Raw genomic sequence first — 26,164 nt, 5'->3', positions numbered from 1 at the left:
CATTCGTTCGCGGCTCGACAGATGGGGGGTGGTCGGCTAACAGGGCACCATGGCCCAAGGATATTACAGATTGAAGGGCGGGGCGTCACATCGCTTCACGCTGCATGCCGGGAATCACGAGGTAATCCTCACCAGTCAGAGCTATGACTCGAAGGCAGGGGCGGAGGGTGGGATTGAGTCGGTCCGGAAGAACGGCCCGGATGCGACGAACTTCGAGAAGAAGACTTCTTCGGCGAGTCAACCTTACTTCGTGCTGAAGGCGGCGAACGGGCAGATCATCGGGACGAGCGAGATGTATTCCTCCGAGACGGCGCGGGACGGTGGCATCGCGTCAGTGCAGGCTAATAGCCCGAGCACGACGGTGAAGGAAGAGTGAGTGGGAGATTGGAGATGGTGGATGGCAGAACGTAGATGGCTGATGGGAGGGCGGCTTCCCCGGAACGCGGGTCTCAAAGCCAACCCCAATCTAAGGAGCGTGGATATTCTGTCCACGTCGTGTCGACGGAACGTCGACACCCCTTATCGGGAAGCCTGGCCGTCTTCCATCCGCCATCCACGATCTAAGGGGCGACGCTTGAATAGGCGGAATAGCCGCCGCGGTGGTAGGCGCGGATGCGGTAGCGGAGGGCGGCGGGATCCTTGAGGCCGGTGTTTTCGAAGCGGGTGGCGTCGGCGGGGAGGTCGGCGATTTCGTAGAACGGTGAGCCATTGAGCGAGGCTTCCACTTTGATGCCGGCTTGGCCGGAGTTCGGTGCGTTTTTCCAGACGAGCGTCATCACGCCGTTGCTACTAGGGTTGCCGTTGTTGGTTGCGGTCGCCTTGAGGGCGGTGGGCGCGGCGGGTGGCGAGGGCAGCTTTCGTTCGATGGTGACGTGGTCGAAGAGGCCTTGCGGGGCGTCTTCCTTTTTGGTGCCGGGCGGGTTGCCGCCGGTGCTGACGAGGAGGCCGGCCAAGGCGGTGCGAGGGAGCTTGACGGTGCTCTTGCCGACCTCGAACCACTCGATGCCATCGGGCGATTGCCAAGCGGTGAAGTCGTCCCCATCGCGCTGGATGCGGAACCAGACGGGCAGCCACGTGTAGTCATTGCCGGCTTTGGTTGCGGTCTTGCCCTTGTCGTCGCGGGCGCGGAAGCGGGCTTGGCGGCCGCCGATTTCGCCGAGGGTCATGGCTGCTGCGAGCGGGGACTTGTTGCCTTCCTCTCTCACAACAATGCCCATCAGCCCGACGGGGCCGCGCCACCCGATCAGACGCGCGGTGAGGTCGAAGTCGCCCTCGACCGGCAGGCCGGCGAAGCTGCCGTCGATATCGCGGCCAGTGCCGGGGACGACGAACGAGCGACCGGCGGCTTCGGAGAAGGTGATGCCTTCGGTGGAGACGGATTTGAAAGCGGAGGGCAAGGGGCCGCCCTTGGCTGGCTCGGCGCTGACGGGGGCCGAGGACTCGCTTTTGCCGGCATTGTTGAGCGCGGCGATGGTGTAGTGGTAGGTCTTGCCCGCCTCGACAGCGGTGTCGGTGTAGGCCGGTGTCGTCCAGTTGTTAGTGGAGTAGATGGACGTGTATGGGCCATTGCGCGAGGTGGCGCGGGAGACCTCGTAGCCATGTGCGCTGTAGGCACCGGAGGGGGACCACTTCAGATCGATGCGGTCGATGCCGGGTTCGGCGCGGAGTTCGCGCGGCACGGGGGGCGGGGAGGTGGCCAGGGGTGAAGCGGCGGCGTCGAGCGTGTAGGTGAGAGTGCCGTAGCCGAAGACATCGACCTCGCCGGGCTCGGGCCGGCGAAACTCCGCGAAGAGCTGGACGTGAGGGGCCTTGAGCTTCTGGCGGACGACGTAGTGGTTGTACAGCAACTCGAAGTGGGAGGCCGCGAGGCGTCCCTGGTAATTACGGGAGATGTAGTACTGGTTCGCGCGGCTGCTATTGGTGTAGTAGGTGTAGGGGACGCCTTTCCACAACGTGTATTGGGCGGTGTATTCGCCGCCGGCGAGCAGACGGTTGTCGTCGTGGCCGAAGAGATCGAGACCCTGGTTCCAGGCGACCTGGCACATTTCCACGAGCAATCCCATGCCGCCCATGGCGTGGGCCTGGTCGCGGCCGCTCTCCTGCCATTGGCCAAGTCCACCGGGATAGAGGAAGGGCACTGCATTCTTGAGCGAGCCCATGCCGCGGCCATTCTTGAAGTAGTCGACGGCTTCATCGAACTTCGCGCGGTCGTCGCAGAAGACGCCGATGGCGAGGACGGCGCGCATGTTGCAGGTATCCCAGTTCGCCCAGTAGTTGGAATCACTGGCGCCATTGTGGCGGACCAGGAAGTCGTGGCATACCGGGTAGAAGTATTCTAACAGGAGTCGCTTGAACTTTTCCTGATCTGCGGCGGACCAGCCGGGGTAGGTGCGCAGGACTTCCGCGGCGAGGGCGAAGCTGCCGATGGGGATGCCGCTCAAGCCTGGCTGATCGGTACCGCGGGGGACTTCCTTCACGGTGGACGCCCAGCCATTGAGGATGCGCACGGCGCACTCGGCGTGCGCCTTCTCGCCGGAAATGACCCAGCGCAGGGCATTGAGGTAGGCGGCGGTGGCGTCGTCCTGCGCGCGCTGGCGGCTGCCCATGTGGGGATGCGGAGCGGCGCGGTAGTCGCTGGCCGATTTGCGGTCACGGATGAGCGCCTCCCAGCCATCGATCCAGGGGTGCTCCTTGGCGGCGACCTTGGCTTTCATGCGGTCGAAGTCCGCCTGGGTGTGCAGGCCACCGGGATGGATGAAGTCGCGCGCGGCGGCGGCGCCGAGAAGGAGCGCAGAGAGGAGCGGCAGGAGGAAAAGGGAGCGGAGGAGCTTCATGAGAGGGACAAGGGATGGAAGCGGACTTCGTGGGATGGAGTTTACACGATGCAACGGTCCGGTTTTCCTGTCTTTGGGAGTCCTTTCTGCTTTCCATGGAAAATCGGTAGTGGGGGATACTTTTCTCCATCCGCCGGGCCGGCAAGGCAAGCGGCTACAGTCGCCAAAGCGCAGGAAGGGTCGGCATTGCAGCGATCGCTTTCCACGGAAACACCGAAACGAAGTGCGGCCGCCGCGGCTCCGGGCAAGCTGCGCGGCGCCTGCCAATTTGATCCGCAACGGGGCTTTCCCCTGGCCTCAATTCAACGCAAATTCCTGCTATTCATGACCCCTGCCGTTGTCACCCTCCCGGTTTCCGCGAATGCATCGCTGCGCCGGGCCTTTGACCTGTGCGTCGCCAAGACGCGCCGCAACATCGAGGCGCTCGCCGACCGCCCGGCGACCTGGGCATTCGCCGAGAATGGCCACTATGCGGAGTGGAACGAGGGCTTTTACGAGATCGGCAACTGGACCAGCTCCTTCATCACCGGCATGGCCTTGCTGGCGTGGCGCGAGTCGGAGGAGGAGCATTTCATCCGCCAGGTGGAAAGGCTCGAGCCGTGGTATGCCGCGAAGGTCGGCGAGCATGCGGCGGAAACGATGCATGACCTCGGCTTCCTCTACTCGCTCTACTCGGTTGCACTCTACAAGCTGACCGGCGACCCGCGGCATCGCGAGCTGGGGCTGAAGGCGGCGGAGGTGCTGGCCGGTCGCTTCATCCCACAGGGAAATTACATCCGCGCGTGGGGACGGATGGACGAGGCGAGCACCGACTACGCGGGGCTTGCGATCATCGACTGCATGATGAACCTGCCGCTGCTCCACTGGGCATCGGAGGAAAGCGGCGACCCGCGTTTCAAGGAGATCGCCGTCCGGCACAGTGACACCACGCTGCGCTGGTTCGTCCGTCCGGATGACACGGTCTATCACTCCTACCGCTTCGACCCCGAGCTCGGCTCGCCGGCCGGTGGCGACAACTACTGCGGGCGTAGTATCGAGAGCCAGTGGGCGCGCGGCACCACTTGGGCGATCTACGGTTTCGCGATGGCTTGCCGTTACACTGGCGATACCCGCTATCTGGATGCCGCGCTGCGGGTGGCGCGGAAGTTCATTTCGCTGCTGGACGATGAGGTGGTGCCGGTCTGGGACTTCGGCCTGGACGCCGGGGCTCCGTTTTTCCGCGACTCTTCCGCTGCTGCGGTGGCGGTGTGCGCCTTCCAGGAGCTTGAAGCGCTGGGCGCGGCGGAGGGATCGATCACCGCCACCAAGCACGCGCTGCTTGAGCGGCTGTGCTCGGACGATTACCTCGACCCCGATCTCTCGGTGGAGGGTGTATTGAAGCACGGCCAAGTCGGCGATGGCGTGGGCCAAGCGAAGAGCGCCTACACGAGCTGGGGCGACTACTACCTGATGGAGGCTCTTGCCCGGGAGATGGGGATGAGGGAGACGTGGTGGTAGAACGATCGAATTCCCGAAATGCCGCGCGAATATCTCTCCGTCCACACTCTGGGCGACACTCTTGTCCGCTACCCGCACGATCCTGTGACGGGGCGGGTGGGGTTGGAATTGCTGCCGGCTTCGTTGGTTGGTGAAGCCTTGGCGCCGCGCGATTCGCTGCGCGGCGAGGCTTTCATCGATGTCTTGCCGGGTGACGACCCTTGGCCGGCAAGGCCGGTGGAGTCCTTGCTCCAGTTCAAGCTGGTGGGTGACCCTTATCCCGGCGCCTTTGCGCAAGGTCACACGATGCGGAACTCGGGAACGCTGCACCGCTTCAAGCTGGCCGGGCAGCAGGTGATCACGGAAGGGGATGCGACGGTCATCGAGACCAGGATTGCGAGCGAGGACGGCTTGGTTGCGGCCCATCGCTTGCGTTGGAAGGAAGGCGACGGGGCATTTGGCGTCAGCAGCTCGTTCACGAATGGCTCTAACAAGCCGGTCGCGCTGGAGATGCTGGCCAGCTTTTCGCTTGCGGGCATTTCGCCGTTCCATGTGGCCGATGCTCCCGGGCGCTTGAAGGTTCACCGGTTCCGGTCCGTTTGGAGTGCCGAAGGTCGCCATGAGTGCCGCGGCATCGAGGAGCTTCATTTGGAACGATCGTGGAGCGGAGCGAGTGCATTCAGTGAACGCTTCGGGCAGCTTGGCACCATGCCGGTTCGCCGTTGGTTTCCTTTCGTCGCGGTCGAAGATACGGTGCCCGGGGTGCTTTGGGGTGCGCAGCTTGCGTGGGCGGGCTCGTGGCAAATGGAGATCTTCCGCCAGCACGACGACGTCTCTATTTCGGGTGGCCTTGCCGACCGTGAGTTCGGGCATTGGATGAAGACGCTGCAGCCCGGTGAATCGCTCGAAGGGCCGCCAGCGACGATCGCGTGTGTGCAAGGAGGTCTCGATGATCTCTGCGACCGGCTCACGGCGATGCAGGATGCCGCGGTGAATCTCCAGCCGCAGGTGGAGCAGGATTTACCGGTGGTTTTCAATGAGTGGTGCACCACTTGGGGCGATCCATCGCATGAGAAGCTGTGCGCCATCGCGGACCGGCTGAAGGATTCCGGCGTGCGCTACTTCGTGATCGATGCCGGTTGGTACAAAGCGGCCGACACGGACTGGAGCAGCGGTCACGGCGACTGGAATCCGAGCGAGACGCTGTTCCCGAGCGGGCTCAGGGCGGCGGCCGATGCCATCCGAGAGCGCGGTCTGATTCCGGGACTTTGGTTCGAGATGGAAACGGTCGGCTCGCAGAGCGTGGCCTTCAAGTTGGGCAAGCATTTCATCACTCGCGACGGCATTCCGGTGACGGTCCGCGAGCGGCGCTTCTGGGACCTCAATGATCCCGCGGCGATCGATTATCTCACGGGGAAGGTCATCGATCTGTTGGAGAGCTGCGGCTTCGGCTACCTCAAGGTGGACTACAACGAGACCGCCGGCCTTGGCTGCGATCATCCGGACTCGCAGGGCGAGGGCTTGCGCCGACAGATCAAGGGGACGTATCGCTTCTTCGACAGGATCCGAGAGCGATTGCCGGAGCTGGTCATCGAGAACTGCGCGTCTGGCGGGCATCGGCTGGAGCCGTCGATGTTGGCGCGCACGGCGATGTCGTCGTTTTCCGACGCGCACGAGTTGGTCGAGATTCCGCTGATCGCCGCGAACTTGCATCACCTGCTGCTGCCGCGGCAAAACCAGATCTGGGCGGTGCTGCATCCGCATGATTCGCTCCAGCGGATACGGTATAGTTTGGCCGCGACGTTCCTTGGGCGGATGTGTCTATCGGGCGGGATTGCGGGCTTGCCGGCGGAGTCGTGGCAGCTCGTTCGCGAGATGATCGGGCTGTATGCGGAGGCTGCGCCAGTGATCAAGTACGGCACCAGTCGTAGGTTCGGCGAGATCGGGGAAAGCTGGCGTCATCCACAGGGATGGCAGGCGGTGGTCCGGACCTCGGAGTCGCAGGTGCTGGTGGTGCTGCATGCGTTTGCGGGGGCTCCGGCGGAGGTGATGGTGCCGCTTGAGGGAGGCTGGGAGATGCGGGAGGGCTTTGGGTCGGGGTCGGCGCGGCTTGTGGATGGGGGGATGGTTGTTGAATTGGCCGGTGATTTTAGTGCGGGGGTGTGGTTGTTGGGGAAATAGCTCAAGGGGGATGGGCGCTTTTGTGGTGGCTTCCGCGGTGTTACCACCGCGCCTACGAAGAAGAGGCCTGTGCGGCGTCGTTTGCTAACAGCGGCGATCCGGCAGGGTTGATCCATCGACCCATGACCCTTCGACGAGGATCTGGCGGAAGATCTTGGGGATGCCGCGGGCGCCGTCGTTGATGAGGGAGTTCAGCATCAGCAGGCCGACGCGGCCGATTTCCTCGGGGTGCTGATCGATGCCGGCGTCGGCATGCGCGTCGAGCACGCTGGTCACCGCGAGGGCCACGTCGTCAGGGATGCGGATGCCTTGTTTCTTCAGCAGATCCGGCACCTCGGCGACGTCGGTGAAGATCGCGTCGACGCGGTGTTTCTTGATCCAGGCGGCGATGGATTTGGCGCGTTGGCCGGTGGGAAAGGCACCGAGCGCCATGACCGGGACGTGGTCGGCCTCGGGGATTGAACGCTGGGCGAGCAGGTAGCCGCCTTCGAAGAGGTGGCCGCTTTCCTGAAGGCGTCTCAACTCTGTGATGAGGCCGACACGGCGATAGCCGCGAGTGAGGATCTCGCGGATGGCGAGCATGGTATTGGCGACCTGGTCGGCGGTGACGAGATGGGTGTGCGGTTCGCCGAGGCTGCGGCCGAAACGGACGAGCGAGTACGATGACCAGGGGAAGTCGGCCCAGTCCGGTTGGATCTGATGGGGTGGCAGGAGCAGGCCGCGGATGCCGCGGGTGGAGAGGATCTGGTGGAGGCGCCGCGGGCTGCACTCGCGGCCCACGCGGAACTCCTCGAGCCGGTAGCCGAACTTCGCGGCGGCTGCGGTGGCGCCATGCCAGTAGGCATCGAACTCGCGGTAGGCGCGCAGGTTTTCCGGCTCGGGCCAGGCATTGATCCAGGCGATGGCCGCTTGGATAGACGGGTTCGATTTTCCCTGCCGGTAGCTTGCCAAGGCGGTGAGCATGGGATCGGGCCGGTAGCCGACTTGCTCGGCATACTTGCGGATCTTTTCCTTGAGCGGGACGGAGATGCGCGGGCTATCGCGCAGTGCCATGGAGACGGCGGCGTGGCTTACGCCGAGCTGTCGTGCGATGTCCCGCAGGCTGTAGCGGCGATTCTCAGGTTCCGGTGTCATGGGTTTGCTACGGGAAGGATCTTACCACGGTGAATGTGTCTCCGAGATGAGGGGACGTGTCAATTTACCAGTGTAAAGCAGGGGGGCATGGCGGGAAGGAAACAATAGGAGGAGATGAGATCGCCCAATCGACCCGCGGGAACCCGAGAACCCATCCGGCACCCGAGGAATCACTCCACACAACCCATGAACACTTGTACCGTTTCGTCCCGCTCTGCCCTGCTCGCCACTGCTCTCGCACTCGGGCCGGCGATGCTTTCTCTCTCCGCTTCCGCCGCCGTCCGCACATGGAGCGGCAATGCGGATGCGAACCTTTCGACGCTGACGAACTGGGAGGCGGGCGCGGGTCCGGCTCCGGTTTCCGGTGACTCCTGGACCTTCGCCGCTGCCGGTACGGCGGGGGCGACGCTCACGAACGATCTGGCAACCTCGAGCGCCTTTGAGGTGGCTGGCATCACGTTCACGGCTGCCGCGACGACGAGCTATACGATTGGCTCCGGGACCATCGGCTTGACCGGGAACATCGTGATGGCAGGCGGTGCCAACAACCAGACGATCGCCAGCAACATCGCGGTCTCGGGGGCGCGGCAGTTGAATCTCAATGTGGGCAATGTCGCCGCCGGCAATCTCACGCTGAACGGGAATCTAACCGGGAATGGAACGCTGACCCAGACGGCGGGAAATGGTGGTGCGCGGGGTGTGACCTTCAATGGCGACAACAGCGGCTTCACCGGCACCTTCACCCAGACGAACGATGGCAACAACCGCACGTCCTTCAACACCGCGACCTCGGGCAGTGCTTCGGCGGCGTGGGTGCTCAACCGCGACGTGGCGGGCGGGATCGCGCTGAACCTCGGGCTCGGCACGCTCCACTTCGGCTCGCTCGCCGGAGGAGCGCAGATTCGCAACAACGCGGCGGCGACTACCACCGTCAGCGTGGGGGCGCTGAACACGAACACGACTTTCAACGGGGGCTTTCGCTCCAACACCGGAGGGACGAATGTCGCGCTGACCAAGGTCGGCACAGGCACGCTGACGCTGTCGGGCTCGAACCTCCATACGGCTGCGACCACGGTGCAAGGGGGAACGCTGGAGATTAGCTCATCCGGCTCGATGCCTAACAGCGCGGTCGCGGTGAACAGCACCGGCACGCTGAAAGTGGCGGACGGCAAGACGCTCAACGCGGTGGCGGTGAATGCCGGTGGTCTGCTCGATCCCACTGGCAACTTGACGGTGACCAATGCGGCCTCCGCGACGGGGGCGAATGCGACGATCGATCTGATCAATGGAGCCGCGAGTTCCATGCTCAATGTCGGCGGAGCCACCGGCATGACGCTGGGCGGCGCATCCGGTGCAGACACCGCGACGCTGAACGTGGAGGTCGGCGGCGTGACCTGCGACACGCTGAACATTTTCAACGGTCTGGCCGTGGATGCCGGTGGTGTTTCCATCACCGTTACGAACCTGGGGGTGCAAGCGGGCCAGTCGTACATCCTGGCGTCCTTCAGCAGCGGCAGCGGCGCGGGCTTTGCTACCGGTATGGGGACCACGGTGGGTGCGGTTACGTTGGCGAATCACTCGCTGGCCTTCGGCGTCTCCGGTTCGCTGGAAGTCACGGCGACCAGCATCATCCTCCACACCAGCGGTGCGACGCCTCCGGCCACGGCGTATTGGTCCGGCACGAAGGGCAGCAACTGGAGCGACAACACGGCGGGGCAGGGGAACTTCACCACCAGCGCGGCGGGAGCGACCTTCATCAACACCAGCCCGGGCGCGGGCACGCAGGTTTACTTCAACAACAACGCGCCGACCAATCTGACCCACACGCTCGGTGGCAACTTCGACATTCTCGGCCTGACCTATCGCGGTAGCTCCGCGGCGGTGACCACCAGCGGCACCCACTTGCTCGCCCTCCAATCGGGCGGCATCACGGTGGAAAGCGGCAACGGCGGGGCGACGCTGGCGATGTCCACGCTCCAAATCGCGGCGGATCAGACCTGGTCTAACAGCAGCAGCAATCCGCTGACGGTTTCCGCAAGCAGCATCACCGGCCCCACCTCGATCCTAACGATGGCCGGTAGCGGCGGTGTTCATCTCGGTGGCACTTCCTTCAGCGTCGGCACGCTGGCTCTGAACACCAACCTCGATGTGAAGGGCACCGCGGTGAGTGCGGGCTTCATGGATAGCGCCGGCAACATCACCAACACTGTCGCGGCGAATGCCACGGTCACGGTGCAAGGTGACTTCCCGACCACGCTTTCCGGCGTGATTTCCGACAGCGGTCCCGGGGCGTTGGTATCGATCACGAAGACCGGCGCAGAGTTGCTGTTGCTTTCCGGCGCGAACTCTTACGGTGGCACGACCACGCTGGCAGGTGGCACCTTGCAGGCGGGAACCAACAGCGCCTTCGGCACGGGGACGCTTCACATCGGCTCCGCCGCCGCGACGCTGGATCTCAACGGCAAGGCAATCGCCAACTTGCTGACCAATGCCGGAGGCGGAGGCACCATCACCAACAGCTCCGCCACGGAGGCGAAGGTGACGGCGGGCTTCAATCCCGCGGCGGATGCCGGGTTCGTGATCAGTGATTTCACGATCCACGGAACCGGTGACATTCGCTGGGAGGGTGCGCTCCGCCGAACGAACGGCGGTGGCACGGTGGTCAAGAGTGGCGCCAACACGCTGACCATCGATGAAGCCGCGGGAATCGCGACGGTGGGTGGCATGAGCCTGCGCGTGGAGGAAGGCACGGTGGTCTATGGGAAGACCACGCATGCCGGCTTCAACAACATCACGCTCAACGGAGGCACGCTCCGGATGGATCCCACCTATCAGCTCGCCGCATCGCCCCAGGTATGGAATGGCGCCTTTGGCAACGAGGCCATCATCAATGGCGGTGTCTGGGACCTCAACGACACCGGCACCAATGGTATCAACAACCGGCTCAAGCGCGTGAGCGGCACCGGCGGAACCATCACCAACAGCGGCACCGGAGCCTCGCAGTTGGTGCTCGCGGCACGCGACACCGCCGCACCGGTATGGGCCGGAAATATCGAGGATGGTGGCAACGGTGGGACGGTCGCGCTGACGATCCAGTGGGGTGGCTCGGTCAACCAGGTGATGCAATTCTCCGGCCTGCACACCTACAGCGGCGACACGTATATCCGGGAGAATGTGATGAGCGCTGGTGCGGCCAACGTCTTCTCGCCGAACTCGCACTTCATCATTCCCAACCACAGCATCGGCGGGAAACTCGATCTCAATGGCTTCGACAACACGATCGGATCATTGGCGGGTGACGAGCCGGATGGCCAAGTGCTGCTCGGCTCCGCGACGTTGACCACGGGCGGCAAGGGCGATGCCAGCACGACTTTCGCCGGTGTGATTTCCGGAACCGGCGGTCTGATCAAGAGCGGTGGCGGCACCTTCACGATCACCGGTGCCAATACCTATAGCGGCGACACTGTGGTGAATGCCGGGATTCTGGCGGTGGATGGTGATTCGCTGCTCGATGCCGGGAAGCTGGTGATCGCCAGTGGCGCGAAGGTCGATGTGATCGGCACGGAGGTCGTCGGCACGCTCTTCTTCGCCGGGGTGCAGCAGGACGATGGTACCTGGGGCGCGACGGGGTCCGGTGCGGCGCACATCGATGATGTCCGTTTCTCCGGAACCGGCGTGGTCCATGTCGGTGCGGTGGCAGGTTACGACAGTTGGGCGGACGACAATGCCGGCGGGCAGACGGCGGAGCAGGACTTCGACGGCGACGGCATGGACAACGGCATCGAGTATTTCATGAACGCGGCCGCCGGGTTCACCGCGAATCCCGGCGTGGTCGGCGGCGCGGTTGCGTGGCCGAATGGCGGGAAGATCGCGAGGTCGGCGTATGGCACCCAGTTCGTGGTGAAGACCTCGACGAACCTGACCACGTGGGAGCCGGTGCTGGAGACCGATCCGAAATTGAGCAATACGGCCGGCTCGGTGAGCTACACGTTGCCGACCGGGGCGGGTAAGTTCTTCGTGCGCCTCGAGGTGACGCCGCAGTGAGGTTTCGAAGGGCCCGGCTCCGCGGTTTGCGGGGCTGGGCTCGTCTTCGGTAGCGGGACGACTTCGTCGTTCCGGCGGGGTGCGGGTGCCATGGGCGAAGAGTGAGCGTTTTCATCGTGCGGATCGTCTACCGCGAGAGCGCTGCGGCCCTTCCGAGCCCGTCCGGCATTCAGCCGCAAGAAGCATGAGGCGTCGCTTTCAGGACGCGATGGTGTTCGGCACGTCGCCCCGGCACTTCGTGCCGGGCTTTTATGAATCGTCCCGTTGGGACGGAGAAATGGGCGGTCCCATTAGTAAGAGGAGAAGCCGTTTCGTTAGGACGCGGAGCTTTGGAATTGGAGTCCGCTATTGAGCAGGCGGCGGAGATGAGTCTTTCGACTCCGTAGCCACGTGATCCCAACGGGCTGTTTACCGAATGATCACACGCAGCCGGTAGAAGCGGCGGGTGGCGTAGCCGGTGTCGGTGACGGTGAGCCAGCCATTCTCCATGTCGCCGGGGTAGTCGGTACGGGAGTCAAAGATGACTGAGGCATTCTGCCAGCTGCCGAGACTGTTGGTGACTTCGACAAGGCATGCGATGTCGTCGCGGCCGGGATCGAAGGGGAAGCTGAACTCGCGGCGGTTTGAGAAGTTCTCAAGGCGAGGCAGCTTGGCGCGGGGCGATTCGGCAAGGCCGATGCCAAGCGCGTAGCGCAGCAGATTCGCGATGCCGTCCTTGCGCGGGGTGGCCTCGGGGCCGCCGATGGCAGGGTTGTTGCGTTCGGCGGCGATCGGGAAATTCAACTCCTGCCACGTGGTGAAGGAGGCCGGGGCAGCGCCGAGGCGTACCTCGACGATGTGGCCGTTGACCGCGCCGCTGCCGAAGTTGGCGATCTCGGGGACGGTGACGACCTGGGCATTCGTGGCGAGTGACCAGCCGGTGCCATCGGGACGATAGACTTCGCAAACAGCGGCGTTGATTGCTCCGGCGAGATCGATGTCCCATGGGGCGAAGATCACGCCGCGGAAGGTGCTGCCGGCATTCGGCAGATAGATGCGGCAGAAGTCGGGTGGAGCGGTGATGCCATCGATGGAAAGCAGGCCATTCCCCGCAGCAGTGGGCTGGGTGTAGGCGGGCGAGCCGGGATTAGCGAGCACGGCGGAGACGATGGTGCCGCTCAGGAGGGGGGCCTTGAGGATCTTGCTGCCCAGGTCGATGGTGCCATCTCCGGAAATCGCTCCGGTGGTGCCGTGACCGGTGAGGACGCCAGTGGCACCGAGCGTGACCGGCGAGCCGAGCGAGCCGGTGAGTTCCAGCGTGCCAGTGGCGACGGTGACCGGACCGGTGAAGGCGGCATTCGCGGTCTTGAGATGAAGGAGGCCACCTCCGGACTTTGTTAGAGCGTGGGCGGCGGGCGTGAGCGGCGAGGTGAGTTCGAGGCGGTTCAATGCACCATCGACATGGATGCCCGCCGCCGCGGTGAGTTGCACCGCGACGGGGAGGACGGCGTGGTTTTCGCCATTGCCGGGATCGTAGCGAAGCGCGCCTTGCTTGCCCTGGCCGGAGTCATCGGGAATCGCGAGACCGCGGCCTTGGCCGGAGATCTTGAGCGGCTTGGTGAAGCCATAAACGCGGGGCACGCCGAGTGTGCTGCCGGAGGTCAACCGGAGTTGGCCGCCAGGGGTGACGGTGATGGATGAGGCCAGCGCGGGTGTGGATGGCTCGGAAACTTGCAAGACGCCCTCGACGATCGAGAGTGCGCCGGTGAAGTCCTTGTCCTCGCCTGTTAGGGAAGCCACGCCGAGGCCGGTCTTGCGCAGGCCGCCGGGGCCGCTCCAGCGTTCGCGGAGCCGGAGAGCGCCGTGCTCTTCGTCGCCATCGAGCTGGTTGACCTGCAGTTCCAAGGTGCTGGAGAGGATGCTGCCGGCGACCACCTCGAACTCGACGAAGCCGGTGCCATTGCCATCCACTTTGATCTGGGATTCTTGGCCGGAGCCGTTGAAGGTGAGCGTTTTGCCGGTGAGCTCGTCGTCGATGCGATTGCGGAAGAAGGAGTTGGTGGCGTCGAAGCGGATGCTGCCGACGGTGATCGGGGCGGCGAGGCTGACATCACGATCGGTGGCGGTGGGGGAGTTGATGACGGCGCGCTTGCCGGAGCCATTGGGATATCCGGATGGGGTCCAGTTCGAGTTGGTGGTCCAAGTCGCGTCGCCGGCCGGTTTGAAGATGGATTCGTTGGAAAGCGTGGAGAAGACGGCTTCATTGAGCGCGCTCCACACGCCGCCGCTGAGTGCGCGGGCCTTGAGCGTTTTCTGGCCCGAGATGGTGAGGGCCGAGGTGTAGGCGACGGCGGTGGGCGAGACGGCACCGGTATTCTCGACGCGCGGGTCGGTGCCATCGAGCGTGCAGTAGATCGTGCCGGCGGGTGCGGTGATCGAGACGGTCTGGCCGGCGGTCAACTGGCCGCCGTGCTGGCTGAAGGTGGGCGCATCGACATTCGGATAGAGGCTCACCGCCTTGAGCTGGTTGATCAGGTTCGTGGTGCGGGCCGGGAAGTAGGTGCCCAGCAACCAATCGCGTGCGGCCAGCCAATGGGGATTAAGGGCATAGAGCGGTGAGGGGCCGTCGAGGTCGAGGATCTCCTTGCGATAAGCGCCCCAGCGGGCCTGCTCGGCGAAGATGCCGGGCTGGGCCTTGGCTGCGGCGGCAGTGAAGCGTGCGGAGAGCGCGGCGGGAGTGAGCGCGCCGCCATTGTAGAGATAGCGACGGGCGCGGTCGGCGAAGCGCAGGCGGAACTCGGCATTCTGCCGCAGCGCGGTGTAGAGCATGCCGGGATTGTCGTTCTCCGCCAGGTCGCTGTTAGGCGGGTTGGTGCGGTTGGAGGTGGGGCTATGCAGGGTCATCTCCGCATCCCAGACAAAGAAGCGGTAGCCCGCGCCTTCGGAGCGCAGGCGGGTGGCGGTCCAGTTGTTGTCCGGCCAGTCCTGGTTCGAGCCGTAGAAGTTCAGCAGCATGTAATCGATGTACTGGTCGACATCGAGGTACTGCTTGATGGCGGTGTATTGGGCCGGGGTGGTGATGCCGGCGCGGGCGAGGTCCCGCATGGTGTTCCAAGCGATGTTGTCGCCGTCCACCACGCCGTCGTGATTCATCGCATCGTAGTCCTCGGGATCGCCGCCGAAGTAGCTGGCGGAGAACTCCGCATCGGGCCGCTCGCAGGGATTGTAGATGCCCCAGTAGATGCCATTGATGTAGAGGTGGACGAGATTGCCACGCGAGCCCATGCCGTGCATGGCGAGCTGGGTGTCGCGCATCCACTGGTCCTGGAAGGCGAGCGCGCGATCGCGCTCCGATGAGGTCAGCGAGATCCACGAGTTGTTGAAATTCGCGCGCAGGATCAGGCCATTGAAGTCCGCCAGCGGCGTGCCCTCATTGCTGAAGATTGGCACCCGCAGGCGGCCCTCGCCATACTCGCCGCGGAAGGCGAGGCGGAAGGCTTTCTTCGGTGACTTCGTGTGGTAGCGGCTGGCCCCGCCGTGGACGCGCAGGCCGGCATCGATCTGGGTGTCGAAGGAATTGTCCCCGGTGAGCCACTCGGCGGAGACGACCTCCTCCAGCCCGTGCTGGGTGGAGTCGGTATAGATGCCCTCCTCGCCGAACATGTCATCGGGGGCGAGGGAAATGGACAGGGAAGGCAGGCCCGCTAGGGCAGCCTTCATGGTGGTGCTGTAGCCGGAAAGCGCGGCCACGTTCGGGCTGATGGAGTAACTGGTCTGCGTGAACTCGCCCCAATTCGCCGGGTAGCCGGTGGGGCGCGACGTCTGGGTCACGACGTCATTGAGGAAAATGTAGGAATTCGTGGCGATGGCACGGCTCGGCAGGGCGGTGCTCTTGAAGGCTGCGGCGCGGACGACGCGGGTCTTGTTGATCGAAATGGGCGAGCTGTAGGTGCTGCCATTGGTCAGCGACGGCTCGCTGCCATCGAGGGTGTAGCGGAGGGTCACTCCGGACTCGGGATGGGTGATGCCAAGCGAGAAGGTGGAGGTCTTGAAGCCGCGCGGTGCGGACAGCACCGGCTTCACCAGCGGCGGACCGTAGGAGAGTGCTGCATTCGGTTGGCCGGGCGTGGGGCTGGCGAACCACTTCCAGGTATTGCCGCTTTCCGGGCTGCGGCCGTGGCTCGCGTCCTGCGGCATGATCGCCGCTGGTACTAGATCTTCCGTAGTTCCGGTGGGGCGGGTGAGGACGAGCGACTCACCATCGGAGTCGATGCTGAAATTGGTGTGGATCTTGGGCCCGGTCGGCAGGGTGCCACCGGGAAGCGCATAGCGGCTGCCGAGGTGGACATCGAGGAAGGCGAGTTCGGGCGCATTGAGCGGCCGGTCGTAGAGCAGCAGCTCCGCGATATCGCCGCTGAAGTTCCGGCCTGTGGAATAAGAGCTGCCGACGGCCATTTGCGAGAGGCTCGAAAGCGGCACGGGGCCCGGACCTTGCCCGCGCGAACCGACCATCTGGCCATTCTTGTAGAGCCGGGCCATCGGCGAATCCTGGGTGCCGGCCACGGTCGCGGAGAGGACGGCCCACTCGTCATTGGTGGATGCGGCCTCGGCTTCGATCTGGTTCATCGCGGCCGTGCGGAAGCTCACCGCGCCGAGGGTGCCGACTTCGAGGTGGGTCTCGGTGGTGGGGTCGCTGGTGTTCCATGCGCCGAAGATGCCCGATGGGACGCCGGAGCCGGACCACTTCGACACCGCGAACAGGGAGTAGTTGTTCAGGCTGGTCATGCCCTTGAAGCCGGAAGTGGGCAGGCGGAACTCCTGTGACTGCGAGCGGGAGAACTGGAAGGCTGGCTTGCCGTTGATGCGGTTGGTTTTGAAAACCGGGCGATTCGAGGAGGAGGGAGCGGTGCCGTGATTGGTGCGGCCGCTGGTGTCGGTCCATGTGGTCGCCGACTGGCCATCAGTGTAGGATTGGCCCTCGGCTTTCAGCCACAGCACGAGGCCGGGGATATCGTCCGGCGAATCGGCGATGACGGTGGCCGCGCCGGTGCGATCCTTTGCGGAGCACCAGATGACGAGTCGCTGACCGGCGGCGATTTGCACGGCGGGGAAGACCCACTTGAAGGGATCGTCGGTGCGATCGGAGAGGCCCCAACCGGTGAGATTCACGGACGAACTTCCGCGGTTGTAGAGTTCGACCCAGTCGGAAGGATCGCCGTCCTCATCGAGCAGGGTGGCTCCGTTCGAGGACTGGAATTCGCTGATCACGACATCGCCGCGGCACCAGATTGCTAAAGCGAGACTGGCGAGCAGCGTCAGGGCATAGTGACGCAGGGGGGGCATTCGGGGGGTGGGGGAACGAACCTTAGCAGCATGTGACGGATTTGCCACAGGCGCAAGGACGCTCTATCAGTTCGGGAGACCTGAAAGTCAGCGTAGATAGAGCAAATGGAGAGTTGCGATTGACGGATTGGTCACGGTGGAATGCTTGATCCGTCGCCGGGTAGCCGCTTCATGCAACGAGCGTGACGGTCCTCCTCGCACTGGCCATTCTGGGCGTGTCGCAGATCCGCGCCGACAACATCCGGCTCGGCGGATCCGACTTGCTGGGGGCCAAGCTCGTGCCGATGTTTTGTGAGGAGTACGTGAAGCAGCATCCCGAAATGCGTTTCGAAATTGCTGCCGAGGGGAGTTTCGGAGCGCTACCCGACTTCCTGGCGGGAAAGACGGATATCTTGATGGCCTCCAAGGCGCTCGATGGGAAACGCGTGGAGCCATTCGAGAAGGCTGGCATCGTTCTCAAGCGTGTGGATGCCGTCACCGCCGTAACCGTGCTCGTGGTCAATGAAGAGAATCCGGTGGGAGACCTTTCTCTCGCGCAGTTGGAGGGGCTTTTCGCGGGTGACCATGCCAATTGGAAAGCGGTGGGAGGCCTCGATGCGCCGGTGTCCCTTTACGCGCGCAACACCGCTTCGTCAACTTACCGGGACTTCCAACTCGCAGCGATGAGTGGCCGCCCGTATGCCAAGGGCGCGCTCAAGCTTCCAGGCGGCGAATCGCCCGGCATGATGGTGGTGAAGGATCCGAACGGGATCACCTACCTGAGTCCGCTCTTTGCCCGCCAGAACGGGCTGGCAGTCATCAAGATCGACGGCGTCGATCCCCTGGGGAATGAGGTGAGGCGCTATCCCTTGCTGCGGCCCGCCTACTACTACCATCGTAAAGATGCGCGTGCGGAGGTGCTGGCGTTGGTTCGCTGGATGAGCGCCTCGCCGGAGGCCCGGGAGATCGCGACGAGGATTGGCTTCCTGTTTCCGGAGGAAGTTCCCCGCTAGGGCCGTTGGTAGAGGAAGTGGGGTTCGCGCCGCTTCAGAAACAGCGGGAGTCCGCGGTCGCGGGTTTCGCGGAGTTGTTCCAATGGGTCGCCACGCCGGACTGCCTCCAAGGTTTCGGCGTCGCCTAACAGCTTCGCCATCTTGCCGAGCTCAAGCTGATCCGGATGCATGCGCTGGAGGGTGGTCGCCAGCAGCATGCCCAGGTCGGCGGCGCGGAAGGTTTCGCGGTCGGTGAGGAGGAGTCGCACGCCGCGGCATTCCTCGTCCTTGAAGACGCTGGCGGTGGGAGTGAAGCGGACCGGCACGAAACGAACGCCTTTCAAGCCGGCTTTATTCAGCTCGGCGGCTAGCTTCAGGTCGTCGATATACGGTGCGCCTAGTAGTTCGAACGGGGTGCCGGTGCCGCGGCCGACGCTGACCTTGCAGAATTCCAGCAGGCCGACGCCCGGGTAGAGCGTGGCGGCGGTGACGCTGCGCATGTTTGGCGAGGGATCGCGCCATGGCATGCCGGTTTCATCGAACCAGCGCAACGGGGATCCACCCTCGCAGCGGATCACGCCGAGGTCGGTGCCGAACTTGCGCTCGGCATTGATGAGTCGTGCCAGCTCGCCGACGGTCATGCCGTGGCGGAGCGGGATTTCGTGCGCCGCCACGAAGCTGCGCTCGGCGGTCAGCAGCGGCCCCTCGACGGTCGCGCCGATGGGATTGACGCGGTCCAGCACGATGAAGCGCAGCTTTGCTTTGCCGGCCGCTTCCAAGCAATTCGCCATGGTGGAGATGTAGGTGTAGAAGCGGCAGCCGATGTCCTGGATGTCGAAGACCAAGGTATCGATGCCCTGCAACTGCTCGGCGGTGGGAGTACGACGTTCGCCGTACAAGCTGTAGACCGGCAGGCCGGTCTTCTCGTCCACGGTGTCGCCGATCTTCTCGTGATCCAGCTCGCCGCGGATGCCGTGCTCGGGGGCGAAGAGGGCAACCAGCTTTACCTCCGGGGCGGCGTGCAACAGGTCGATCGTGGGATTCCGTTCGCGATCGATGCCGGTGTGATTCGTGATCAAGCCGATCTTGCGGCCGCGGAGTTGGCGGAAGTTGTCGCGCTTCAAGACATCGATGCCATTGAGCACCGGGCCGTCCTTCTTCACGCGCCGGACGATTGCCGGTTGCGATGGGTCCGGCGGCAAGGCTCCCTGGACCCTGGCGAAATCGAAGTCCTCGATGGCTTTGGCGGCCAGGGTGCCGAGTTCGCGCTGGAGGGCGATGACGTTGCCCTCTTCATTGGGGTGATTGCGGTTCGAGAGGAAGATGGTCGCGGTTTTCGAGAAGGGATCGATCCAGAGCCGGGTGCCGGTCCAGCCGGTGTGACCGTAGCTGCCGATGGGAAAGACATCGCCGCGCGGGCCGGCGTAGGGGGAGTCGATGTCACAGCCGAAGCCGCGGCGTGGCAGGCCCGGCGGGGATTGGACCGTGGTCATTGCGGCGACGGTTTCCGCCTTGAAGACGCGCACGCCATCGAGCTCGCCGCCATTCACCATCATGCGGGCGAAGCGGCCGAGATCGGCCGCGGTCGTGAAGAGACCGGCGTGCCCGGCGACGCCACCCATGCGGCGCGCGGTGGGGTCGTGGACCACGCCGCGCAGGGGATTGCCGCCCGTCACCGTGGTCGGCGCGATGCGGGAGACGTCGCCGGGTTCCAGCGAGCGGAAAGAGGTGTCCCTCATCTTTAGCGGCTGGAAGATCTCCCTGGCGCAGAAGGCGTCGAGGGTGCTTTCGCCGATCCGCTCGACGATGAAGGCGAGCAGGATGAAATTGATGTCGCTGTAGCGATAGGCGGTGCCGGGTTTCACGGGGAGCGGCTCCGCGCAGGCGATCTTCAGCGCCTGCTCCTTGCCATGCCATTCCTCCCCTTGGGGCGGCAGACCTGCCCGCAGGCCGGAGGTGTGGGTGAGGAGCTGGCGCAGGGTGATGGTTTCCTTGCCATTGCCGCGGAACTCCGGGAGGTAGCGGCTAACCGGGGCTTCCACGTCCAGTTTGCCGGCTTCCACCAGCTTCATCACGGCGGAGGTGGTCGCCACGACCTTGGTCAGGGAGGCCGCGTCGAAGATGGTGTCCCCGGTCATCGGCTCCCGCTGCGGGACGATGGCGCGATCGCCGTAGGCCTTTTGGTAAACGGCGTCCTCGCGCTCCATCCGGAAGACCGCGCCGGGGGTTCGGGCGTCGGTGACCGCTTGCGAGATCGTGTCGTCGATTTTTGCAAGGCCAGCAGGGGAGAACGATGCGCCGTGCAATGTGCAGGCGAGGCAGATCAGGAGAAAAATGGGGAGCAAACCAGACATGGAGGGCCTGAACTACGCGCAAAACCGGGACTTTTCGATCAAGAATGGCATCCGGTGGCCGGGGGTGGACGCTTTCTCCGAGGTGGCACGCTAACGGCAAAAGCGGAGGGGATGAATGCAACCACTCCTTCAACACGGGCATCGTTCAGCCTCCCCTCGATCGTCGCCATCCTTGCTGCCATCGGCAGCTTCATGAATGGCGCGACCTTGGGACTTATCCTCGCCGTCGTCGCGATCATCTTCGGGATCATCGGCGTGGTCCTTTCGCTCGCCCCCGGCAAGCGTGGCGGCGTGATCAGCACCTTTGGCATCGGCGCCGGGCTCATCGGCATCATTGCCGCGGTGGTCAAGGGGATGATGTACCTCTTCGGCTAAGGCGGCGAAGTTTCCTCGTTACCCAAACGGCGCTTCCCGCGATCGCGAGGAGCGCACCGGCCACCGCCGCCCAAGCGTAGCGGGGGATCGGCATGGTGGCGCGGAAGCGGGTGACGAGCGGCCTTTTCATCGCTTCGTCGAGGGTGGTGTCCCAAGTGAGCGTCTTGCCGCCGTCGGTGATGAGGGTGGCGTTGCTCTCCTTGGCCGCTTTCGGCAGGTGGACGATGTAGGTAAGCCTGCGCTGCTCGCGGTCTTCAGAGCCGACGGCGAGGGAGGCGAGGCCGAGGGCTTCCCTGACGTGGATGCTGCGCGAGAAGTCGAGGTCGAGCCAGCGGAGCCGGACGTCGAAATGGCCGACGATGTTGGCGGTGGACTCGGGCAGGTTTTGGAAGCTGTCGCTCTTTTTGAGATCGAGCAGCGAAAGCATCGACTTGGTGGAGACATTTACGGCCACGATGGCGCGCTCGTCCCTCACCTCCACGGAGACGCCGTCGAGGATGAGCGAGGGTTGGGAGGCGATGAGGTCGCGGATCTTCTTCTCCACGCCGGCCGCCCCGCCGCTGAGCAGCAGGGCGGACTCGGGGACGGTGTAGCGGAGTTCGGCGCGGCCGGCGCCATTGCGCTCGATCCAGACTTCCTCGCGGATGTCGAAGCAGGCGCTGAGCAGCAGGCAGGCGACGAGGGCGAGGAGCCGATGGAAGATAGCGGGAAGCTTGCGCATCGGAGAGACGGTTGGCACGCTCTAACCGCGATGCAGCGCGTTGTAGAGCCGGAAATCATTGATCGACTCCCGCCGGATCATCCGGACGTGAAACGGAGCCGCTTGGACCTGAAAGTGATCAATTTCCTGATGGGCAATGAGCGCTGGATCGCGCGTCACCTGAGGCAGTATCCCGCGGCGCTGGCGAAGGGGGTGGTGGAGATCGGCGCGGGCGAGGGGACGCTGCTGAGGCGGCTGGCGAAGCGGGACCCGGGGATCCCGCTGACGGCCTGCGATCTGGCACCGCGGCCGGAGGGGCTGCCGGAGCAGATCGTGTGGGACCGGCGCGATGTGTTTGAAAGCCTCGCCGAGGTGAAGGGCGGCGTGCTGGCGGCGAATCTTTTCCTGCATCACTTCGAGGATGACGAGCTGGAGCGCTTCCGGCCGCATCTGGAGCGGTTCGAGGTGATCTGTTTCAATGAGCCGTATCGGGTCGACCGGACCATCTGGGATGCCCAGTTCATCCTGCCATTCGTAGGCCCGGCGACGAAGCACGACATGATCGTGAGCATCCGTGCGGGCTTCGTGGAGGGGGAACTGCCGGAGCGGCTGGGGCTGGATCCTGCGAAATGGCGGGTCCGCGAGGAAACCACATGGCGCGGTGGCTTGCGCGTGCTAGCTTCGCGCGCTTGAGCGGCACGGTGACCATTGGGGGCGGAGGATTGGCGGGACTTTCGCTGGCTGCGGGGCTGCGTCTGCGCGGGATCGCGGTAACGGTGCACGAGGCCGGGAGCTATCCGCGGCACCGGGTGTGCGGCGAATTCATCTCCGGAGTGGAACGGGCGACGCTGGTGCAGCTCGGGATCGCGGATGCCTTGGCCGATGCGCTGGCACTGCGGAGCGTGGTGTGGTTTCGCGAGGGGAGGCGGATCCATGAGGGTGTCTTGCCCGAGCCGGCGATGGGGATTTCTCGGCACCGGCTGGATCTGCGGTTGAAGGAGCGGGTGATGGATTTGGGCGGAACGGTGGTGGAACGATCGCGGCAGGTCCGGGAGCCAGCGGATGGTGTGGTCTGGGCGGCGGGGCGGTTGCCGCGGCGCGGGTCGTGGATCGGGCTGAAGGCGCACTACCACGGGCTGGCCATGGAGGCGGATCTGGAGATGCATCTGGGTGCGAATGGCTATGCGGGTCTCGCGCAGGTGGAAGACGGCCGCGTGAATGTGTGCGGGCTCTTTCGCGTGGACCGCGCGATGGCGGGGCAGGGGAGTGGTTTGTTAGATTCCTACCTGCGTGCGGGTGGGAATGGAGCACTGGCCGGCCGTATGGCTGCTGCCGCGCTCGATGAAGGATCTTTTTGTGCGGTGGCGGGCTTTGAACTCGGTCGCCAGCAGGCGGGGCCGGAGCTGTGCGTGATCGGCGATGCGGAGAGCATGATCCCGCCTTTCACGGGGAATGGGATGAGCATGGCCTTCCAATCCGCGGCGCTGGCGCTCGACCCGCTGGAGCGCTGGAGCTGTGGACGCCAGCCGTGGGACGCGTGCATGGCGGAGATCCGCAAGCTGCAGCGCCGCCGCTTTCGCCGCCGAATGGTCGCGGCGCAGGCGCTGCATCCGCTGTTGCTCCGCAGGGGCGGGCGGGATGTGATCGAGTCGATCGCCGCCGCCGGCCTGTTGCCCTTTCGCCCGCTCCTTTCCCTCGTCCGCTGAGATTGATCTGATCGATATGTTTTTGGAATCCATTGCCACCGCGGTCCCGCCGCATCGCTACACGCAGCCGGAGTGCCTTGCCGGGCTGCGGACTTCGCCGGCCTTTGAATCTCTGAGGCCGCGTTCGCAGGCGATGCTGGAGAAGATCCTGGGCAACGGGGTGTCAGGCATTGCGACGCGGAGCTTCTGCCTGCCGGAGATCGGGCCGGTGGTGGGGCGGGATGCTCAGGCGCTGAACGAGACATTCGAGCGGGAGGCCCCGGTGCTGGCGATGGCGGCGCTGGTGCCGGCCTTGGCGAAGGCGGGCATCGCGGCGGCGGAGCTGGATGCGCTTTTTATCTGCACCTGCACCGGCTACCTTTGTCCGGGCGTGACCAGCCATGTGGCGGAGCAGCTCGGGCTACGGGAAACGGCGTACTTGCAGGATCTGGTTGGACTCGGTTGTGGGGCGGCGATTCCGATGCTGCGCTCGGCGGCGGGTTTCCTCGCGATGCATCCGGGCGCGAAGGTGGCGACGGTGGCTGTGGAGGTTTGCTCGGCGGCCTTCTTTGCTGACGATGATCCGGGGGTGCTGATCTCGCTCTGTCTCTTCGGTGATGGCGCGGCGGCGGCGGTGTGGTCGGATGTGGCGGGCGATGCCAAATGGCAGGCCGGTCATTTCACCACGGTGCACCGGCCGGAGCAGCGGGAGAAGATCCGCTTCGTGAATGCGGGCGGGAAGCTGCGCAACCAGCTCGACAAGGCGGTGCCGGGGCTGGCGGCTGAAGCAGTGGCGGAACTCTTTGCGAAGCGCCAGGCGGAGCCGGACCGCGTGCTCGCGCACTCGGGCGGGCGCGATGTGATCGATGCGCTGGAGGGCGTGCTGCCGCACCGTTTGTTAGAAACGCGCGAGGTGCTGCGCGACCATGGGAACATGAGCAGTCCCTCGGTGCTCTTTGCGCTGGATCGTGCGGTGGCGAGCGCGAATGGCGATCAAAGGTGGTGGCTCACGGCGTTCGGTGCCGGGTTTGCGGCGCATGCCTGTGAGATGTGGCGGGGGTAGGGGAATTGATCGACAACGAAACTGTCGAAAGGGACGAAAAAAGAGGCAGGGGCATCTTGAGAATTTCGCTCTTTTCGTTCGTGTCGTTGTTACCGCTTCCATCCAAAGCGAGCGGGGTCAGTCGATCTTCTCCATCGCCGAGGTGTCGCCAATCCATGAGCCGAAGTAGGGCCACTCGGCACCGTCGCGCCACAGGAAGACGAAGAACGGGGCATCGTAGAGGAAGCGGCGCGGATAGACCGGGGGCTCGGGAGGTCCTCCGAACGGGTCGTCCATACTGACCTCCGCACGCACCCGGGCACCGCGTTCGTGGAGCTCGAACTCCACCCGCTGTTCGGCGCGAGTGATCTGGCGGGGCAGGGGCTGGCCTTTGTAGAAGCGCAACGAGTCGAGGTCGCTGGCGAAGTCGTGCTTGGTCTCCAGCTTCACGTAGGGCACTTGGATCTCATCGCGCTTGTGGAGCTGCGGGTCATCGTGTCCGAGGTGGTGTCCGGAGTCTTCCGACCATGCCTTCCGCCAAGTCCGGAGCCACTCGCAGGCGGCGGCAAAATCCATCGCTGCCGGAGGGCGGAAGAGGATGACGGTGTCGTCCGATTCCTTGCAGAGGAGCTGGAGGGCGTGGCAATTCTCGGTGGGCCGGTAGGCGAGAACGCGGACGGTTCCGCTGAATTCCTCGCTGAGCTGCCCTTTCACGCCGAAAAACTTCACCTTCGTTTCCATGGCTCCGGAACGAAAGGTCATCGGGACCTTGCGGGAACGATGGAGTGGCTGGCGGAACGTCACCTCGCGGTCGAGCAAGCCGAATACAGCGACGGTGCCGGGTTGCCGGTTTTCCAGGCGGAATGGTCCCTTCTCTTCCCCGGTCAACTTCGCTGCCTCGGCATTGACCGTGGCCAAGAATTCGTCGGTCGCAGGACCGGACCAGACTTTCCAGCGATCCTCCGGCATCACCGACTCCGCCTTCCATGTGAAGGCATCGAGGCGGGAGATCAGAACATTTGGCGGCTCGATCTTCACCGGCTTGCCGCCGTGGGTGGCATTGAGCTTGTCCCACGAGGCTTGGAATAACGGCGTCCAGACGACGGTCTGGCCCTGCGGAAGTTTGTCCTCCGGATGGGCCACCGAGCCGATCTCCGCCGTCGCGGGGAGTACCGTAGCCATGAGCAAGGGGAGAGCTTTCATCGCACGGGGAGCACGTCGGCTTTCACGAAGACCATCACCTTGCGGGTGAGGTCGATGGATCCGTCCTTTGCCTTCGGCGATACCACGCCGGCCAAAACGTAGCTGCCACTGGTGACGGTGAGCGCGGTGGTCAGGCGGATGGTGTAAAAGTCGGGCAGCTCGATCTTCGCGACATTTCCCAGGGCATCCTTCCGCTCATACCAAGTGGTGTTGCCATTCCGCCACACGAGTTCGGGCGCGAGGCGGAGGTCGATGTACTTCGGGTCGGAGCCGATCGTCGGCTCGACGTCCATGGTTGAGCCGACATTTCGTGTTTCGAACGAGGTGGGAATGGGGCCGCTGATCAAGGCGGCGACGGCCTTGATATTGTCCGGACTGAGGCCTGCCGGTTTGTCTGGGACGGTGACCGATTCCGGAAGCTTCGGCGGCACCGCCTCAGTTGGGTAGATCTGTTCGTTGATGGATTCCACCAGGCACTTCTCGCTGCTGCGGCCGGTGAGGATCTGGGTTTCCAACACCTTTGCGTCGCCGGCCTTCACCAAGGTCTGAACTTCCTTCCTCAACTCCGTGGCGTCTGACTTGGTGGGCCGCTTCATGAACAGGAGGTCGGTCAGCGTCTCATGGGGCATCTCGATGTATTCCACCTGCACCTGGACCATGGCCGGGCTGTTGCCGTCGAAGGCGTCCGGATCAAAGGGATCTGCGGCTTCTTCTCCTTCCGTCGCTTCGACATTGGACGGCTTTTCCTCGAAGGGAGGCGGGACTTTCTTCTCCTGCGCGGAAAGTGATAGGGTGAGGAGCGGGACGAGAAGGAGGGTGAACTTCATCCTCTGCCTGTTATCC

The 26,164-nt window shown here is 64.3% G+C and carries 16 protein-coding genes; 9 read left to right on the top strand and 7 right to left on the bottom strand.

What is annotated here, in order from left to right; genetic code table 11:
- The first annotated feature begins 49 nt into the window (after nucleotides 1-49).
- Complete coding sequence (locus tag OKA05_RS24785) at nucleotides 50-376, top strand: YegP family protein (RefSeq protein ID WP_264489902.1); 327 nt, start codon at nucleotides 50-52, stop codon at nucleotides 374-376.
- Between the two features lie 184 nt (nucleotides 377-560).
- Here the strand turns inward: OKA05_RS24785 and OKA05_RS24780 are convergent, their stop codons facing one another.
- Complete coding sequence (locus OKA05_RS24780) at nucleotides 561-2,834, bottom strand: alginate lyase family protein (RefSeq protein WP_264489901.1); 2,274 nt, start codon at nucleotides 2,832-2,834, stop codon at nucleotides 561-563.
- 324 nt (nucleotides 2,835-3,158) lie between these two features.
- Between OKA05_RS24780 and OKA05_RS24775 the strand changes: the two genes are divergently transcribed.
- Together OKA05_RS24775 and OKA05_RS24770 are read left to right on the top strand one after the other, a co-directional pair.
- The gene (locus OKA05_RS24775) at nucleotides 3,159-4,331 is read left to right on the top strand and encodes a glycoside hydrolase family 88 protein (RefSeq protein WP_264489900.1); all 1,173 of its coding nucleotides are present in this window, start codon (nucleotides 3,159-3,161) and stop codon (nucleotides 4,329-4,331) included.
- An 18-nt stretch (nucleotides 4,332-4,349) separates the two neighbouring features.
- The gene (locus OKA05_RS24770; RefSeq protein WP_264489899.1) at nucleotides 4,350-6,491 is read left to right on the top strand and encodes a glycoside hydrolase family 36 protein; all 2,142 of its coding nucleotides are present in this window, start codon (nucleotides 4,350-4,352) and stop codon (nucleotides 6,489-6,491) included.
- A gap of 84 nt (nucleotides 6,492-6,575) precedes the next feature.
- Here OKA05_RS24770 and OKA05_RS24765 read toward each other — a convergent pair whose 3' ends face one another.
- Complete coding sequence (locus OKA05_RS24765; RefSeq protein WP_264489898.1) at nucleotides 6,576-7,625, bottom strand: LacI family DNA-binding transcriptional regulator; 1,050 nt, start codon at nucleotides 7,623-7,625, stop codon at nucleotides 6,576-6,578.
- Between the two features lie 186 nt (nucleotides 7,626-7,811).
- Between OKA05_RS24765 and OKA05_RS24760 the strand changes: the two genes are divergently transcribed.
- Nucleotides 7,812-11,669, top strand: a complete 3,858-nt coding sequence (locus OKA05_RS24760) for a beta strand repeat-containing protein (RefSeq protein WP_264489897.1) — start codon at nucleotides 7,812-7,814, stop codon at nucleotides 11,667-11,669.
- A 408-nt stretch (nucleotides 11,670-12,077) separates the two neighbouring features.
- On the opposite strand, the gene OKA05_RS24755 is transcribed toward OKA05_RS24760, so the two are convergent.
- Nucleotides 12,078-16,991 carry a chitobiase/beta-hexosaminidase C-terminal domain-containing protein gene (locus tag OKA05_RS24755; protein WP_264489896.1) on the bottom strand — a complete coding sequence of 1,638 codons (4,914 nt, stop codon included), beginning with the start codon at nucleotides 16,989-16,991 and terminating at the stop codon, nucleotides 12,078-12,080.
- A gap of 182 nt (nucleotides 16,992-17,173) precedes the next feature.
- Here OKA05_RS24755 and OKA05_RS24750 point away from each other — a divergent pair, with 182 nt between their 5' ends.
- Entirely contained in the window at nucleotides 17,174-17,983 is an 810-nt protein-coding gene (locus OKA05_RS24750) for a substrate-binding domain-containing protein (protein WP_264489895.1), read from the top strand.
- Here the strand turns inward: OKA05_RS24750 and OKA05_RS24745 are convergent.
- Nucleotides 17,980-20,316 carry an exo-beta-N-acetylmuramidase NamZ domain-containing protein gene (locus OKA05_RS24745; RefSeq protein ID WP_264489894.1) on the bottom strand — a complete coding sequence of 779 codons (2,337 nt, stop codon included), beginning with the start codon at nucleotides 20,314-20,316 and terminating at the stop codon, nucleotides 17,980-17,982. The two genes, OKA05_RS24750 and OKA05_RS24745, sit on opposite strands and share 4 nt — an antisense overlap.
- A 111-nt stretch (nucleotides 20,317-20,427) precedes the next feature.
- Here OKA05_RS24745 and OKA05_RS24740 point away from each other — a divergent pair, with 111 nt between their 5' ends.
- Complete coding sequence (locus OKA05_RS24740) at nucleotides 20,428-20,691, top strand: hypothetical protein (protein WP_264489893.1); 264 nt, start codon at nucleotides 20,428-20,430, stop codon at nucleotides 20,689-20,691.
- On the opposite strand, the gene OKA05_RS24735 is transcribed toward OKA05_RS24740, so the two are convergent.
- Nucleotides 20,663-21,412 carry a hypothetical protein gene (locus OKA05_RS24735; RefSeq protein WP_264489892.1) on the bottom strand — a complete coding sequence of 250 codons (750 nt, stop codon included), beginning with the start codon at nucleotides 21,410-21,412 and terminating at the stop codon, nucleotides 20,663-20,665. The genes OKA05_RS24740 and OKA05_RS24735 overlap by 29 nt on opposite strands.
- A gap of 30 nt (nucleotides 21,413-21,442) precedes the next feature.
- Between OKA05_RS24735 and OKA05_RS24730 the strand changes: the two genes are divergently transcribed.
- Genes OKA05_RS24730 through OKA05_RS24720 form a run of 3 tightly spaced genes read left to right on the top strand, consistent with a single transcriptional unit; the run spans nucleotide 21,443 to nucleotide 24,139 of the window.
- Nucleotides 21,443-22,084: a class I SAM-dependent methyltransferase gene (locus tag OKA05_RS24730; protein ID WP_264489891.1), complete on the top strand. Its 642-nt coding sequence runs from the start codon at nucleotides 21,443-21,445 to the stop codon at nucleotides 22,082-22,084.
- On the top strand, nucleotides 22,045-23,097 hold the full coding sequence (locus tag OKA05_RS24725; protein WP_264489890.1) for an NAD(P)/FAD-dependent oxidoreductase: 1,053 nt from the start codon (nucleotides 22,045-22,047) through the stop codon (nucleotides 23,095-23,097). The genes OKA05_RS24730 and OKA05_RS24725 overlap by 40 nt, the downstream gene beginning before the upstream one ends.
- A 16-nt stretch (nucleotides 23,098-23,113) precedes the next feature.
- A complete protein-coding gene (locus tag OKA05_RS24720) occupies nucleotides 23,114-24,139 on the top strand; it encodes a beta-ketoacyl-[acyl-carrier-protein] synthase family protein (protein WP_264489889.1) in 1,026 nt (341 codons plus the stop codon).
- A 117-nt stretch (nucleotides 24,140-24,256) separates the two neighbouring features.
- On the opposite strand, the gene OKA05_RS24715 is transcribed toward OKA05_RS24720, so the two are convergent.
- Nucleotides 24,257-25,321, bottom strand: coding sequence for a hypothetical protein (locus tag OKA05_RS24715; protein WP_264489888.1), 1,065 nt, complete (start codon nucleotides 25,319-25,321; stop codon nucleotides 24,257-24,259).
- Entirely contained in the window at nucleotides 25,318-26,148 is an 831-nt protein-coding gene (locus OKA05_RS24710) for a hypothetical protein (RefSeq protein ID WP_264489887.1), read from the bottom strand. Before OKA05_RS24710 ends, OKA05_RS24715 begins: the two co-directional genes overlap by 4 nt.
- Nucleotides 26,149-26,164: the final 16 nt, after the last annotated feature.

The organism is Luteolibacter arcticus (assembly GCF_025950235.1).
Classification (GTDB): Bacteria; Verrucomicrobiota; Verrucomicrobiia; order Verrucomicrobiales; family Akkermansiaceae; genus Haloferula; species Haloferula arctica.
Note: the sequence above shows the minus strand (reverse complement) of the source record. Positions and strands in the feature narration are given on the sequence as shown.